Source organism: Paenibacillus piri, assembly GCF_004354045.1.
Lineage (GTDB): Bacteria > Bacillota > Bacilli > Paenibacillales > NBRC-103111 > Paenibacillus_S > Paenibacillus_S piri.
This window is the reverse complement of sequence record NZ_SMRT01000016.1, coordinates 15,777-31,366: the sequence shown is the minus strand read 5'-3', so window position 1 is coordinate 31,366 and position 15,590 is coordinate 15,777. Positions and strand designations below refer to the sequence as shown.

The following is a 15,590-nucleotide window of genomic DNA, read 5'->3' as shown; positions in this document are numbered from 1 at the left end:
TGTTAACTTTTGTCGGGCTGGCGGCAGGTTTGCGACCGTGCCGGCGCGAGGCGTCGGAGGCCTCGGAACGAACGGCTTCCATTTTCCGGATTCATTGGCTTTACAGGTCGGGTTTCTGGTAAACTAGAAGAACCATTAACGGAATACGATTCGGAGGAATTTGCATGACGAAGTTAAACAGATCGGATATTGAGCTGCTGGCGCCGGCCGGAGATTGGGATTGTCTGCGCGCTGCTGTAGCTAACGGGGCGGATGCCGTCTTTTTTGGCGTGGAGAAATTTAATGCAAGAGCCAGGGCGAACAATTTTCATACGGACGAGCTGCCCGACATTATGTCCTTTCTTCATCTGTATGGGGTGAAGGGGTTTTTAACGTTTAATATATTAGTATTTGAAGAAGAGCTGCGGGAAGCGCGGGAGCTGATCGAAGCCTGTATCAATGCCGGTGTGGATGCGGTCATCGTGCAGGACCTCGGACTTGTGCGGATGATTCGGGAGATTTCGCCTGATTTTCCGATTCACGGCTCGACGCAAATGACCATTACCTCGCCGGAGGCGGTGGAGTTTACGAAGCCTTTCGATATCGAGCGGGTGGTGCTGGGCCGGGAAAATAATCTGAAACAAATCAAGCAGATCGGCGTTCAGGCGAAGCTGCCTATGGAAGTATTCGTGCACGGGGCGTTGTGCGTCTCCTATTCAGGCCAATGTCTGACCTCGGAAATGTGGGGAGGGCGTTCCGCGAACCGCGGCGAATGCGCGCAGGCTTGCCGGCTGCCGTATGATCTGATGGTCGACGGCGTACAGAAGCCGATGGGCGATATCGCCTATTTGCTGTCTCCGAAAGATTTGGCCGCGCTTGAGCTCGTGCCTGAGTTGATTGAAGCGGGTGTGACTTCCTTTAAAATCGAGGGCCGGTTAAAAAGCCCGGAATACGTAGCCAATGTGGTCAGCAAATACCGCCGCGCGATCGACCGGTATTTTGGGCAGGGCGACGCCAAGCCGACCAAGGAAGAGCTGCGCGAGCTGGAGCAAAGCTTTTCGCGCGGCTTTACGTACGGCTTTTTAAAAGGGACGAACAACAAGCAGCTGGTTGAAGGCACCTATCCAAAAAGCCGGGGCGTCTATTTGGGGCGCGTGAAGCAAATTTTGCGCGACGGCGTCGTGTGCGAGCTTGAGGCGCCGGTGAAGCGCGGGGACGGCATTTGCTTCGATGCGGGCGACCCGACGAAAAAAGAAGAAGGCGGCCGTGTTTACGACATCCGCCGCAAAGGCGCCAAGCTGGAGGGTGAAGCGGCCGGCGGCTTGATTGAGATTGTGCCGGGCCGCAATGATGTCGACTTGGGCCGGCTGCATGTAGGGGACCGGATCTGGAAGACGAACGACCCGCATTTGGACAAACGGCTGCGCCAATCGTTCGAGACGGACAAGCCGTACCGTACGTTTCCCGTATCCGTGCGGGTATCGGGCTCGCTCGGGCAGCCGCTTGCGAGCCGGTGGACCGACGAGCTGACGGGCTTTGCAGTGCTCGTCGAGTCGGAGCTGCCGCTTGTGCAGGCGGAGAAGCGGCCGATGGACGAGGCGCTGTTCGCGGAGCAGTTCGGCCGTTTGGGCGGCACCATCTTCGAGCTGAACCGGCTCGATGTGCAGCTGGACGGCCCGCTGATTGTGCCGATGCGCGAGCTGAACGGAATGCGCCGCCGCGCGGTCGAGCTCCTGGAGGCGCAGCGCCAGCGGCCGCGGGCATACGTCAAGCGCAGCATTGACGTATACGCGGATACGCCGCAGTTGACTGCAGCGCAGCCAGCTGTGGCTTCCGCGGGCGCACCGCGGCTTACGGCGCTGTGCCGCACGCTGGAGCAGGTGCACGCTGCGCTGGAGGCGGACGCCGATATGGTCTACGCCGACTTCGAGTTCATCAAACAATTTCCTGCCGCGGTGGAAGCGGCCAAGCAGGCCGGCAAGCGGATCGCGCTTGCTACGCCGCGCATTCATATGCCGGGAGAAACCGGCTATTTCAAAAACATTACGAACCTGCAGCCGGACGCCGTGCTTGTCCGCAATACCGGCGCCGTCTACTATTATATGAAGCAGCGCCAGGAGCATCCGCAGGATCGCCACCCGGAGCTGATCGGCGACTTCTCGCTCAATGTGGCCAATCATAAAACGGCGGCGTTGTTCCTTGATGCCGGTTTGCAGCAAGTAACGCCTTCGTATGATTTGAACATTCAGCAAATGGTCGATCTGCTGTCCAAGACCGACACCTCCAAGCTGGAGGTCGTCATTCACCAGCATATGCCGATGTTTCATACGGAGCATTGCGTGTACTGCACCTTTTTGAGCGAGGGCACCGATTATACGAACTGCGGCCGCCCCTGTGAGGAGCACCGCGTTTCGCTGCAGGACCGGGTCGGCATGTCGCATCCGGTCAGGGTGGACGAAGGCTGCCGCAACACGGTGTACAATGCGATCGATCAGTCCGGCGCGGAATATGTCAGCCATTTTATCGACCTGGGCGTCGGTTCGTTCCGGGTGGAATTTTTGGAGGAATCGGCCGACAAGGTGCATGAGGTTATATCGTTGTACCGGCGCGCGCTGCGCGGTGAAATCAGCGGGACGCAAGTATGGAAAAAGCTGAAAGCGACTAATCAGCTCGGCGTAACGCGCGGGCAGTTGGTTAAATAATTGCTTGTTTTACGCTCTGCATGCGAATGTCTTCGAATGCGGCGCTTATTTTTGAAAATTCGAATAGTTGGATGAGCAGGTAAGGGGCTTCCCGGATGTCATGCATGCGATGACAAATGGGAGACTCCTTTTTTCTTGTGATACTCGGAAAGAAATTTTGAATCGAAGGTTCGCCTTTTCGATTATTGCGAGAAAAGCTTCCTCGTTAAACACGAATGTCACTTCGTCGAAAGGGCTTCGGTCAAAAGCTTTTCTTCTCCCTATACAAATCTGAACAAATTCTGAAATTTGTATATAAAAGTTGTTATATTGTGTCAAAATATGGGCTCATTTGCCTATTATTATGGTATTTTGTAAGGTTTTTGTAAGGTTCGATATTGTATGATAGAGCATGTAAAAATTCTTGCGACCAAAAATAGTTCGAAAGAACTGTTTCGCAGGAATTGTTTGTTCATTGAAAAGTAAATACAAGGAGGAGAAGCAATGTTGTCAAAGAAAGGCCGCAGTAAAATCAGCTCGGTCCTTGTTTTTGTGCTGCTGTTCAGCATGCTGGTGCCCGCTATGGCGTTTGGCGCTGCCGCAGTTCAATTGAAGGATATCGCCGATTCTTACGCGCAAAAAGAAATTCAAGCATTGGTCGACAGCGGCATTATTAGCGGATACGAGGATGGAACTTTCCAACCGCGTAAAGCGATGACCCGTGCCGAGCTGGCTAAAATTATCGTATTATCGCAAGGTTTGAAAGAAAATGCAGACAAAGCGTCCGCATTTACGGACGTAGACAAAAACAGCTGGTACAGAGGTTATGTCGGTGCATTGGTTGATTCCAAAATTACCGAAGGTACTTCAGCTACGACATTCTCGCCTGACGCTAAAGTAACGAGAGAAGAACTGGTTGTGTTCTTTATCCGTGCTATGGGTCTTGAGGAAGCGGCCGGCAAGCTGGCTGTTGATGCGAAATTGTCCGATTTGAAGCAGGTTTCTAGCTGGGCGCAAGCTCATGTATCGTTGGCGTTTAAAATCGGTTTCGTTAACGGGATCGATAACGCCGATGGTTCTTTGAAGTTCAGCCCTAAAGACAGTGCGGAAAGACAAGCTCTGGCTCGCCTTGCCTACGAATTCAAAACGAACAAATCCAAGTTCGTCGATAAAGCGAAAGAGCTTGCGAATGTAGTTACTGAGCTTGCAGTCAGCTCCGCATCGGCTGTAAGCAACACAAGTGTAGAAGTTACATTCAACAAAGAAATTTCTTCCGTTGACAAAGCGGACTTCACGTTCGACAACGATTTGACCGTAACGAAAGCCGAACTGAAAGCCGAGAGCAAAACGGTAGTCGTATTGACTACGAGCTCGCAAACGGTGGACAAAGTGTACAAGCTGAGCTACAAAGGCAAAGACACAGGCGTCACTGTTACAGGCGTGTCGACGGCTGTTGGCGGCGGTGGCGGCGGTGGCGGCGGTTCAAAACGTTCGCAGAACGGACTTACCGATGATCAGAAAATTAGCCGCGGCGGTACTTATACCGATCTGACAATTAAATCAAGCGGTATCATTGGACCTGCTGACGGTACAACAACAACGATTACCGGAACATTGACGCTGGATCCAGGTGCAACAGGCGAGATTACGCTGCAAAACGTTGATGCGGCTAATGTTGTTGTTGCTTCCGGTAGCGAAAACTCGATCAAATTGTTAAAAAGCAAAATCAAGAGCCTGAAAGTTGCGGCTAACAATCAAACGAACAAAGTTCGCATTGTGTCCCTTACAGGTGCAAGTGTAACGGAAACGGCTGTTGAGTCTCAAGTCATTATCGAATCCGTAGCAGGCAGCCTTGGAAATATTACCGTAGGCGCTGGAGCGGCAGGTAAAGACATTGAATTGAGAGGAACGATTACCGGTTCTGTGTATGTAGCTGCTGCCGGCGCGAAAATTACAATTGCAGCTCCGAAAGAAGAAGGGGCGCAACCGACTTCTATCTCCACTCTGAAGCTGGGTTCGAATGCAACGGTTACTGCAAATGAAGGAACGACATTGGGCACCGTAAGCATTGTCGCTCCGGGTGCAGATGTAGCATTTGGTGGAGCAGGAAGTATTCAATCCGTTACTGTAACTAAAGAAGCGGCAGGATCGACATTGACGCTTGGTAAAGGTTCGAACGTTCAAGGCCTTACATTGAATGCCGATGTAAAATTGGCAGGCGATGCGGCGGCGATCGGAGCTGTCAAGATTGATCTGGCTGAAGGAGTTAAAGTAACAGCCGACGATTCCGTAAAAGCGGATTTGGTTAAAGCAGCGATTGCAGCCATTGAAGCTATTGGTGACTTCCAAGAGTATACGGCTGAAAAAGAAGCGCTGATCGTTAAAGCGGATATCGTGACCAGCAATGCGATTTTGCTGGGAGCAAAAGCATATGATGATATTACGAACTACGGTGTACTGAAGGCAGCCAAGGAAAATATCGTCACTTATGCATTGAGTTTGACAGCACAAAATCTTAAAATCGGTTTTGCTGAAGGCGATTCCGTGTCGTCCGTTACAAAAAACCTGACTTTGCCGACTTCGGATAAGATTACGGGAGCAACCATTACTTGGAAATCCTCCAATCCAGATGTTATCAGCAACGATGGTGAAGTAACACGTCCGGAAGCAGGAACCTTTACCTATGTTAATTTGATCGCGACTATCGCGAAAAACGAGAGAACGACGAACAAGCTATTCGATGTTAGAGTTGTTGGTGAAGGACCAGTTATACCATCTGTGACAACTGTAACTTATGTTACTTATGCCAAACAGGCTAGCGTCACAGGGCTGGTATACGGCGGAAATCCTGGACCAAATAATGTTGCAGTGCAGGCTTTCCCTATCCCGGTTGGCCACGAAACCGATTATCTGATCATCGGATTCAGCGATGCTCTGCAAGCGCCTCTTAGTGGAGTTACGGTAACTACTAACGGTTCGACTGAACAACCAAGCATTGATTTTGTCAACGGTGTTACCAACAATACTTACTTGGCTCTCAAGTATACAAACTCAAGAGTTACCGGCGTTACTTACGAAATCCAAATTAGCGGACTGAAAAGGGCATCTGACGGGGTAGCTGTTACAGCCACTGTCTACGTCCGACAGAATTAATCATCACCAATTCGAGTCAACCTTCGGGTTGACTCCTTTTTCTTTTTACAACGTATTACTTGGAGGCCGGAAATGAAAGAAAATAAATGGGTGCTTGCCCTCATAGCAATCATGCTCATTGCCGCAGGATGGTATGTATATCCATCGTTATTTACGGACAAACAAGCCGTCGGAACGCAGGCGAAGTCACAAGAGTATGAGCAAGCGCTGCAGCTATTCAAGGACGGCAAACCGGATCAGGCAAAGACTCTTCTGGAGCAGGGGATAGCGAGCGAACCGGGAGAAGGTAAATATCATTTTGCCCTGGGCAATATCGCCCGTCAGCAAAACAAGATGGATGAAGCGTTGAAGCAGTATGAGCAGGCTGTGCAAAAGTCTCCGCGGCTTGTCGAGGCGTACAACAATTTGACGGCCGTACTGATGATTCAGAACAAAATGGACGACGCTTTAAAAACCGCCGAGGCCGGATTAAGCCAGGAGCCGGCGTTTAAAGACCTCCTTTTCAAAAAGGGTCAATTATTGTACGTGAAGAAAGAGTATGGTCAGGCGGTATCGATATTGCAGCCGTTAACGAGCGACAAGGCGTATGCGGAAGCGTACCGGTTTATCGGGCTATCATTGGTTCAAGAACAGAAGCTCGAAGCGGCGGTGCAGCAGTTCAAGCTGTATTTGCAGCAACTACCGGAGAGCGCACCGGGACGAACCGAGATTGAAAAAATGACAGCCGAATTGGAAACACATCTGAAAACGTCCAAATAAACGAAAATGCCTGCATGAAAACGAACATTTTTTCCTCCAAAATGGAAATTTGGAGGAATCCATCCTTTTTTGTCGAATGTAAACATCAAGCTACTTATCCATTAATTAAAGGGTGATCGCATGATTCCTCCGGATTCAAATGTCACTCTATCGCAGAGTGAACCTAACGATGAATATAACGTTTTTCATATAGAATCTGCTATTATGGCTGGCGGTTTCGTCGGTGAAGAAGAGCTTGCCCGAATCCCGGCACTTCACTTGCAGCGATCTCCCCTTTTGCTGAAACTGCGCGGGGAACAGCTGCTGCGCCGCGGGGCATTGGTGGAAGCGAGGGAGGTGCTGCTGTCCGCTGTGCAAGGATTTGCACGTCAGACGTATCAGACCATGCTGCTGGATACGCTGGCCCCGTTAGCGGTCGTATACTTGCGGCTGACGGAATGGCAGGATGCCAAGACGGTGCTTCAATTTTTGAAAGAAGAATCGATCAGGAGAGAATCGCCAATTAGCGGACGTGTGCTGCAGTCTCTCGCCTGGGGCTGCTATTTGATCGATGAGACAGGCTGGGAGGAGTCGTATACCAGGCAAGCATGGGAGCAATACAAGCAGGATGGCGATCATCAAGGGATTGTAGAGACTGGACTGGATCTTCTCTTGTATTGGGGATCGGAGATGAGTGCAAGAGAGCGGGAAAGGCTGTATTATTTCGCGGAACAAAAAGCGATGGTGAATCCGGTCTATCGGCCTTTGCAGCAGCTGGCTTCAGCCTTGATCAGCAGCTCGCGGCAGCAATGGGAGCAGGCGACAGCTGTACTGGACGCGCTGGACACTTCCGGGATGTCGTATCATCACGCGGCCCTTTGTTTGGTCCGGCGCCTGGAGTTCGATTTGAAGGCAGGTCTGGCGGCCGACCCCGGGAAGTGGGACGAACTGGAGCATATCCGGATTTTGTACGGAGGCGATTTGTTTGTCCAATTCCAGCTGGCACAGCTGCAGTATAAGCGGGCGGAACGCCAGGGGGAGTCAGAGCTTGCGGAGGCGCTGCTGTACAAACTGATGTCATGGCAGGAATTAACGCGGCATCCGGGACAGGCCGATTGGTTGCAGTGGGTGCAAATGAAAAAAGAAAAGCAGTCGGCCGAGGGCGAGGATGGAAACGGATGGGAAATTTGCTGTATCGGAACGATGACGTTCCGGCGTGGCGAAACGGAAATCAAGGACTTGAAATGGAAACGGAAAAAAGCGTTGGAGCTGTTCATTTACCTGCTCATTCAGCCGGGCTATGCGACACCGAAGGAACAGATCATGGAAATTCTTTTGGGCCAAGGATATGCGGATAAAATGAATAACCAGCTGTACGTTATCCTGCACCAATTGAAGCAGACGTTAAAACAGGAGCTGCAGGCCGAACCCAATGTGATTGTGAAAGACGGGATCATCCGCCTCCATAAAGGGTTAATTCAATCTCTGGATGTGGAGCAATACAGGCTGTTGATCAATGAAGGCGATCAGCTATGGAGCAAAAGTCCCGCGTTAGCCGTAATCTGTTATGAGCGTGCTTATGAATTGTACGGGGAATTCATGCCCGAAATCCGGTATATTGATTGGGTAGACGCATTCAGAGAGTCGCTGCTGGAGATGCAAACGGCAGTTTTGCGAAAGCTGGCGCACTATTACCGGGATGCGGGCCAGTACGTGCAGGCGGAAGCGTTTTTCGCCCGATGGATTGAACTGAGCCCTGTGGATGAGGTAGGCTATCAGGAGTTTATGGAGCATTTGGTTGCGAGGGGACGCAAACAGGAGGCTCGGCGCGTACGCCGGAAATGGGAAAAGCTGGTCGGCGACGAGCAGGAGGCGTCTTCGCCGCTTGTGCTGGATCAACCGTTTTCCATTTAAAACAGGAGTAAACTAAAAGAAAGGTATTCCACGGTATGAATCCATTTTCAATTAAAGACGTAAGGGAAGCGGGGTCTGCCTTAATCGTCGAGCTGCAGGGGAGCTTGACGATGGAAGCGGAGCAGCCGTTATTGAATCTGCGCGATTGGAAACGCGGGCTTGGCGGGAGCAGCCGGACGCTCGTTTTCGACTTTCGGCTCGTATCGTCGTTCAGCAGCTCGGGGATTCGCGTTCTAACGCGAATTGTCAGATGGGGAGCCGACGGCGGCTATCAATCCTTCGCTCATGGGTTGACCGAGCAATATCAAAGGCTTTTCCGAATGCTCGGCCTTACCACTTATTTGATGATCTATCCGGATGAATATTCAATCCTGCAGCGGCTTGAAGCTTAGGACAACGTCAGATCAAATATAGAAGCATTGCATATGAAGACCGGCTTAAAGCATAAGGCCGCGTCTTTTTTTTGTCCAGAGAGGGTTAGTGTCCATACGTTGCTTCGTACAACCTTGATTAACGCGCTTATCCTTAAGAACGAGGAGACATTTATCCATATCGAAATTTGTTCACAATTTAGACACAAAATTTTAAGCTGATTTTCAGATTGGATTAATCTTGCTTTATTGTTTCCCCTGTATATTGTTGGTGGTTAAGCTGCACACAAATTGGACATGGCTTAGAGTAGAACATTTCGTTTCGAATGGAGGTTGTAAGGCGTGCTTGAGGTAAAACAGGTTAGCAAATTGTACGAAAACCAAAGAGGGGTTCACAGCATCGACTTCTCCATGAACCGCGGCGAAATCGTCGGTTTTTTAGGGCCGAACGGAGCGGGAAAAACAACCACGATGCGGATGATAACCGGTTATTTGAACCCGACTCACGGCTCGATTACGATCGACGGGCTGTCGATGGCGGATCATCCGAAAAAAGCAAGGCAAAAGATCGGCTACTTGCCTGAGACGCCTCCGCTGTACCCGGAAATGTCGGTGCGGGCGTATTTGCAGTTTATCGCCGATTTGCGCGGCATTCCGGGGAAGGAGCAGAAGAACCGGATCGGCGAAGTCATCGAACGGCTCGGGCTGCAGGGACGGGAGCGGCAGGTGATCCGCGGCTTGTCCAAAGGCTACAAGCAGCGGATGGGCCTCGCCCAGGCGATCCTGCACAACCCCGATTTGCTTGTGCTCGACGAACCGACCTCGGGTCTTGACCCGAAGCAAATCATCGAAATTCGCCAGCTGATCCGCGAGCTGGGCGAAAATCATACCGTGCTGCTCAGCACGCACATTTTGCCCGAGATCAACACGCTGTGCAACCGCGTGCTCATTATTAACCAAGGGCGCATCGTGATGGACGGCCATCCCGACCAGCTGGCGCATTCGATGGGCGAGACGTTCGAGGTCTCGCTGGAAGTAAAGGGGCCGCGTGAGGCCGTATTGGCCGAGCTCCGCGGCCTGCCGCAGGTCGCCAGCGTCAAGCCGCTGGCGGAAGAGTCCGCTGCCGCAGCTGCGGCGGCAGCAAGCGCATCGGCTGCGCCCGAGCCGCAGCCGGATGCAGACGCGCCGACCAACGGCGGCGGCGCGGAATCGCAGGCCGAGCCCGAGGCGCGGCCTGCGGAGTCGGACGGCGCGGAGCCGCCGACCGTGAAAGTGCTCGTGTCCGCGCAGGATCGCGCGGACATTCGCGAAGCGATCTTCTACCGCATGGCGGAGCTGCGGTATCCGATCCTCGCGATGAAGAAGGAAAGCTTGAGTCTGGAGGACATCTTCCTCAAGCTGACCACGAACGAACCGGTCGACTCGGCGGCGGACCACTCCGATTCGGCCGATACCGATGCGGATGACAGCGAAGCGAATCAGAAGGAGGTGAGCCCGCATGCGTAGAACATGGGCGATTTGCAAAAAAGAGCTGCAAATGTATTTTTACTCGCCAACGGCCTATGCGGCGTTTGCTTTCTTTTTTCTCATATCGGGTTACTTTTTCAGTGCGAATTTCCTGTACCCGCCCAATATTATCGATATAAGGCCGGTCGTCGGCACGGTAACCTTCGTATTTTTGTTCATTATCCCGCTGCTGACCATGCGTCTCGTTTCGGATGAGCTGCGCCAGGGAACGGACGAGCTGCTGTTCACGTCGCCTGCGAGCATTACCGAGATTATTGTCGGCAAATATTTGGCGGCGGCTGCCGTTCAGCTGCTTCTTGTCGCTGGGTGCCTGCTGTACCCCTGGATTATGAGCGGTTACGGCAGTCTGGACCAACCGCAGCTGTGGCTGTCCTATCTGAGCATGTTTTTGATCGGTGCGGCAATGATGGCGGTCGGACTGTTTGCCTCGTCGCTGACCGCCCATCAGATGGTTTCAGGGATCATTGCGTTCGCCATATTGCTCATGTTCTGGACGATTGAATGGCTCGGCGACAGCGTCGGCGGTAAAATCAAGGACTATCTCGGAACCTTTTCGATCGTCAGCCGCGGCAGTGATTTGCAGAAAGGCGTGCTGGATTTTGCGGACGTTCTGTTTTATGTAACGTTGATCATTGTGTTTATCGTGCTCAGCATACAAGTGCTGGAAAGAAAGCGCTGGAGATAGTGAAAGCTGAAGTAACCGTCTTGTTCTCGGTGTAAACGCCGTTTACGCATCCGAGGCAGGCGGGCTACGAGCAAAACTCGAAGGGGGAAGAGTGCTTTGAATAAGTGGATTCGCGGTACGAATGCCGTTGTGTTATCCCTTGCGGTGATCGGCATTTTTATCGTTCTGACGATTTTTCTCAACTCCACGAAAAGTCTGCAGATCGATTTGACGCAAAATAAAAAGTTTACGCTATCCGACAAAACAACGGAGACGTTGAAGGCGCTTGATAAAGACGTGCATCTGATTTCCTTGACGAGCGACCGGACGGATCCTTATATTAAGCGCCAGGTGGAGGAATTGGTTCAGGAATACAAGAAGCGCAACGGAAAAATCGTTTTCGACCAATTCGACATTATCAAGCAGCCGGGGTTGGCCAAACAGTATGATGTCGATCCGTCGGGAACGCTGGTGGTCGAGAGCGGCGCCGTGAAAAAGACGCTGTATTATGCGGACATGTTTATTCCCGGGCAGCAGCAGGGCGAGTATAAATTCAGCGGGGAAGAGAAGCTGACGCAGGCGCTGGTCAATTTAAACGCGAAGGAAAAGAGCAAAATTTATTTCCTGTCGGGCCATAGCGAAATCCCGCTGACCCAGCTGAACCTGTGGCGGAGCGGGCTGGAAGGCGAAAATTATGAGGTAACGGAGCTGAATCTGCTGCGCGAGGGTAAAATTCCCGACGACGCCGAGGTTTTGTTCATCATCGGGCCGCAATCCGATATTAGCGACAAGGAAACCGAAGTGATCAAGGAATACTTGAAGGGCAAGGGCAAACTGTATATGGCATTGGGCTTTAACAAGGATATGGCGACCCAATGGAAAAATATCGACAGTCTCTTGTCCCAGTACGGCATTCAAGATCAGCATGCGGTTGCGATCGAGCCAAAGCAAAGCCAGCTGTTCGATCCGCTGACGATCATCCCGGAATACGGATACCACGACATTACGAAAAAGCTGCAGGACTACAACCTGCTGACGATGATGAATCTGGCGGTTACACTGAGCTCGGATAAGCCGGTAGAAGACTTCCCGGCTACGGTCATTTTGAAGACGACCGAAAATGCATACGGGGAAACCGACATCGAGACGCTGATGAAAAGCCGTACGGTCAAGGACGATAAAGACATCAAAGGCCCGCTGAACTTGGGATATGTTGTGGAGACGAAGGAAAACAAGCCGAAGGCGGTTGTATTGGGCGGTTCCTCCTTCCTCGTCGACAATGTGATCCAGCAGCAGGGCAACCGCGATTTTGCGCTGAACAGCGTCGGCTGGCTGCAGGAGCAAAAAGATCAAGTGACGATCCGTCCGCGCGAAGGCGATGCGATCAAGCAAGCCATGATTACGAACAGCCAGGCCAATTCGATCTTTTACGGCACGGTTCTGCTGTTCCCGCTGCTCTTCCTCATCGTCGGCGGAACGATTTGGTGGAGGAGGAGAAAAGGATGAAACGGCTGATTCCGACACTTTTGCTTGTCATCATATGTATCGGCGGCTTCTGGTACGCGTCCAGCAAAGACTTCTTTAAGGAAACGAAGCCTCCTGCCGCAGCGCTTGTAAAAGTGAACAAGGATGAGGTGGCAAGTTTTACGATCAAATCGACCGATATGGAAATCGAGCTGCAGCATAAGGATGGCCAATGGGCCATGACCAAGCCGTCCGCCATTCCGCTTGACGGTTACAGCGCCGACAACTGGGTGGAATCGTTCAATTCGTTAAGCAAGGAGCAGACGGTTGACGCGAATCCGTCCGATCTGGCTCAATTCGGACTGGATAAGCCGGGCCTGCAGCTCACGGTAAATCTGAAAAACGGCGAGTCCCATACGGTCAGTCTCGGCAATGCGACAGCGATTCAAGGCTTCAGCTATGCAATGACGAACGGTTCGAAGGAAGTATTCCAGCTGAGCGATTCCCAACTGCAGCTGCTGGCCAAAAAGCAGATCGAATTTATGGAAAAAAGCCCGATCAAGTTCGATTATGACGACGTACGCAGCTTGAGCGTGGATTGGAAAGGGCAGAAATGGATGCTGACCAAATCGGATGCGGACAAAAAATCGTACGAATCGGATTGGAAATTAGGCGAGCAGGTCGTGAAGGGAGCGGACGCGGGCTCTTATCTCGACACGCTGCAATTTCTGGCCACCGATCAGGCGGCCAAGCCGGCCGGCGAAATCAAGCTGGACGCGCCGGAGCTGCGGATCGAGCTGAAGACGGTCGACGCCTCCAAAAAGGAGCAGACCGCCGTCTATCAGGGCAAGGTTCAGCAAGATTTTGTATGGGTGGTGAAGGAAGGCTCGCCATGGGCCTACGCTCTGCCGGTTACGGCGATTCAAGAGCTGGCCGACAAGGGAAAGGAAACGCCGACGCCCGACGCGGCGGCGAATCCGGCTCCGGGAGCTCCGGCACAACCGCCTACGGGTGAGGCGCCTGCCAATCCGGCACCGGCTGCCCCGGCTCAGCCGCAGACGAAGTAGCTTCCATACCTTGGCAGCGCATCCTCACGGTTTTAGAGTTCACGACAACAGGGCTTGTCTAAAAGAGGAATGCAGGCTAGTGAATTCGTCCTGGGCTATGTGCAAAGACGCTCCCAAAACCACGATTGAAGTGGGGATGGGAGCGTCTTTTCATATGCAAATTCATGTCTTCGGGGGTTATTTGATTTGCACGATCATCTCAATTTCGACAGGCGTATGGAACGGCAAGTCCGATGTGCCGATAGCGGAACGGGCGTGCTTGCCGGCTTCTCCGAACACTTCTTCCAGCAATCCGGAAGCCCCGTTGATTACATAAGGCTGTTCGGCAAAGCCCGGCGCGCTGTTTACGAATGCAAGCAGTTTGATGATTCTTTCCACGCGGTCCAAATCACCCAGATGAGCCTGCAGCACTGCCAGCAGGTTGATCATCGTTTGCCGTGAAGCTTGCTGGCCCTGTTCGATCGTCAGATCGATTCCGACCTTTCCCTCGTACATGAGACGGCCGTCAATGCGGCAGTCATTTCCCGATGTGTAGACCAGGTTGTTCACCGTGACGGCCGGAACATAAATGGCTACCGGCGGCAGCGGTTCAGGCAGAACAATCCCCAATTGTTTCAAACGATCCGAAATAACTCCCATGTAAACATCCTCCCAAGTTCGTTGATTTTTCCGGTTGAATAGAAAGTATAAGATTTTATACTTTGCTTCACACAACCTTGACAAACGCGCTCGTTCCTGAAGGACGGCGAAGCCGTTTATCCTTGAGCGGCGGAGCCGGGGCAGCATTTGTTTACCTTTTAACCCGTCGTTGCCAAATTGGTTTTTTTCCGGGTTTTCGTGTGACGCTCCCCTGCAGTGGTTCTAACAATAAAATATTTTGCCGCCGCTTGTCAACACCGTCCAGTCGAGGAAATGACTGCCGCGGCTACAGACTTAGGAGTAAATCCCGAGCTTACATTTCCCTTTTTGCACGGTAGTGGGACGGAGAGCTTCCCGTTTGTTTGGCGAAAAACTTGGTAAAATGGGCGGTTGATGAAAACGATAGTTTATCCGCGATATCCTCTACTGTCAGGTTGGTTTCCAGCAAATACTGCTTTGCTTTTTGCGTGCGCAGCTGCAGCAAATATTGCTTGGGCGTGACGCCATACACTTCTTTAAAGCAATTGGTAATATGACTGCGATGCACGTTCAGCTTGAGAGCGATTTCGCCGATCTGCAGATCGTATTGCTCCGTGTTGTTTAATTCAAACGCAGTTTGATGGGCAATGTATAAATGGGATGAGTGAACGACATCATCGAGCACTTGTGACGGTTCGTAATAAAATTTGGCAAGCGAGGAGATAAATTCGACAAAGCTGGAATGCATTTTAAGAATTTTCAAATTGTTTTCAACCGAGTAGTGGACCGTTGTTTGCGGCAGGTGATGCAGCTGTGAGAAATCGCTACCAAAATCGGACATAAACTGATTGACCCACTGCTTGATGAAACCTCCAAGATTCGCGGGAATGAACGGATCGGGAATGGATTGAAAAATCGAATAAACCGTCGGCATTTCCATGTCAAAATGAAACCCGAAAAATTCGCAATCCTCCAGCACCTTCATTTGGTGATAAACGCCGGCTTTCATGATGACCGAGTCGCCTTGATTGGTGATATAGGTTTTTCCGTTTATTTTGTGCTCGATTCGGCCCTTGATGCAATATTTAAACTCGAGGATCGTATGGCGGTGATTCGGAAATTCCCATCCTTGTTCCGCGCTGGAATGCTGGATGGAGATTAGATGTACGGCATTGTAAACCCTTGAGAGCTGAAATAAATATTGCATGGTGTAAGTCTCCTTTTGACCGGCTTTTCCAGGCTCTTAACTAAAAAAGTATAAATTGTTATGACAAAATGGGATGGTTTTCGGAGAATGACTTAAGCTATCCTTCATATAAGCCATTATACCCTGAAAGCCGGACTGGCTCCAACCTCGACTTATGCAAGGAGACGCAGTCACTAGGGCAAATGATATAAACACGTACAAACGGGA

At 51.5% G+C, this 15,590-nt stretch carries 11 protein-coding genes; 9 read left to right on the top strand and 2 right to left on the bottom strand.

Annotation, left to right across the window (positions count from 1 at the left end; translation table 11 throughout):
• The first annotated feature begins 164 nt into the window (after positions 1-164).
• The 9 genes from E1757_RS26310 (at position 165) to E1757_RS26270 (ending at position 13,558) form a co-directional block, all read left to right on the top strand.
• Positions 165-2,681, top strand: coding sequence for a U32 family peptidase (locus tag E1757_RS26310; RefSeq protein ID WP_133233823.1), 2,517 nt, complete (start codon positions 165-167; stop codon positions 2,679-2,681).
• Positions 2,682-3,164: 483 nt separating this feature from the next.
• Positions 3,165-5,813 carry an S-layer homology domain-containing protein gene (locus tag E1757_RS26305; RefSeq protein WP_133233821.1) on the top strand — a complete coding sequence of 883 codons (2,649 nt, stop codon included), beginning with the start codon at positions 3,165-3,167 and terminating at the stop codon, positions 5,811-5,813.
• Positions 5,814-5,885: 72 nt separating this feature from the next.
• Positions 5,886-6,572 carry a tetratricopeptide repeat protein gene (locus E1757_RS26300; protein ID WP_133233819.1) on the top strand — a complete coding sequence of 229 codons (687 nt, stop codon included), beginning with the start codon at positions 5,886-5,888 and terminating at the stop codon, positions 6,570-6,572.
• Between the two features lie 204 nt (positions 6,573-6,776).
• Positions 6,777-8,465, top strand: a complete 1,689-nt coding sequence (locus tag E1757_RS26295) for a bacterial transcriptional activator domain-containing protein (RefSeq protein WP_165972303.1) — start codon at positions 6,777-6,779, stop codon at positions 8,463-8,465.
• A 35-nt stretch (positions 8,466-8,500) separates the two neighbouring features.
• Entirely contained in the window at positions 8,501-8,857 is a 357-nt protein-coding gene (locus E1757_RS26290; RefSeq protein WP_133233815.1) for an STAS domain-containing protein, read from the top strand.
• Positions 8,858-9,178: 321 nt separating this feature from the next.
• Positions 9,179-10,342, top strand: a complete 1,164-nt coding sequence (locus E1757_RS26285) for an ABC transporter ATP-binding protein (protein WP_133233813.1) — start codon at positions 9,179-9,181, stop codon at positions 10,340-10,342.
• Positions 10,335-11,048, top strand: coding sequence for an ABC transporter permease subunit (locus tag E1757_RS26280; RefSeq protein WP_133233811.1), 714 nt, complete (start codon positions 10,335-10,337; stop codon positions 11,046-11,048). The genes E1757_RS26285 and E1757_RS26280 overlap by 8 nt, the downstream gene beginning before the upstream one ends.
• Positions 11,049-11,144: 96 nt before the next feature.
• Complete coding sequence (locus E1757_RS26275; protein WP_133233809.1) at positions 11,145-12,533, top strand: GldG family protein; 1,389 nt, start codon at positions 11,145-11,147, stop codon at positions 12,531-12,533.
• A complete protein-coding gene (locus E1757_RS26270) occupies positions 12,530-13,558 on the top strand; it encodes a DUF4340 domain-containing protein (RefSeq protein WP_133233807.1) in 1,029 nt (342 codons plus the stop codon). Before E1757_RS26275 ends, E1757_RS26270 begins: the two co-directional genes overlap by 4 nt.
• Before the next feature lie 177 nt (positions 13,559-13,735).
• Here E1757_RS26270 and E1757_RS26265 read toward each other — a convergent pair whose 3' ends face one another.
• Complete coding sequence (locus tag E1757_RS26265) at positions 13,736-14,197, bottom strand: RidA family protein (protein WP_133233805.1); 462 nt, start codon at positions 14,195-14,197, stop codon at positions 13,736-13,738.
• A gap of 313 nt (positions 14,198-14,510) precedes the next feature.
• A complete protein-coding gene (locus E1757_RS26260; RefSeq protein ID WP_133233803.1) occupies positions 14,511-15,383 on the bottom strand; it encodes an AraC family transcriptional regulator in 873 nt (290 codons plus the stop codon).
• Between the last annotated feature and the right edge of the window lie 207 nt (positions 15,384-15,590).

Excerpts from the sequence above, each read along its gene's own strand:
- E1757_RS26305 (WP_133233821.1), top strand. The coding sequence starts at position 3,165 with ATGTTGTCAAAGAAAGGCCGCAGTAAAATCAGCTCGGTCCTTGTTTTT.
- E1757_RS26290 (WP_133233815.1), top strand. The coding sequence starts at position 8,501 with ATGAATCCATTTTCAATTAAAGACGTAAGGGAAGCGGGGTCTGCCTTA.
- E1757_RS26265 (WP_133233805.1), bottom strand. The coding sequence starts at position 14,197 with ATGGGAGTTATTTCGGATCGTTTGAAACAATTGGGGATTGTTCTGCCT.
- E1757_RS26260 (WP_133233803.1), bottom strand. The coding sequence starts at position 15,383 with ATGCAATATTTATTTCAGCTCTCAAGGGTTTACAATGCCGTACATCTA.
- E1757_RS26280 (WP_133233811.1), top strand. The coding sequence starts at position 10,335 with ATGCGTAGAACATGGGCGATTTGCAAAAAAGAGCTGCAAATGTATTTT.
- E1757_RS26270 (WP_133233807.1), top strand. The coding sequence starts at position 12,530 with ATGAAACGGCTGATTCCGACACTTTTGCTTGTCATCATATGTATCGGC.
- E1757_RS26300 (WP_133233819.1), top strand. The coding sequence starts at position 5,886 with ATGAAAGAAAATAAATGGGTGCTTGCCCTCATAGCAATCATGCTCATT.
- E1757_RS26295 (WP_165972303.1), top strand. The coding sequence starts at position 6,777 with ATGGCTGGCGGTTTCGTCGGTGAAGAAGAGCTTGCCCGAATCCCGGCA.
- E1757_RS26310 (WP_133233823.1), top strand. The coding sequence starts at position 165 with ATGACGAAGTTAAACAGATCGGATATTGAGCTGCTGGCGCCGGCCGGA.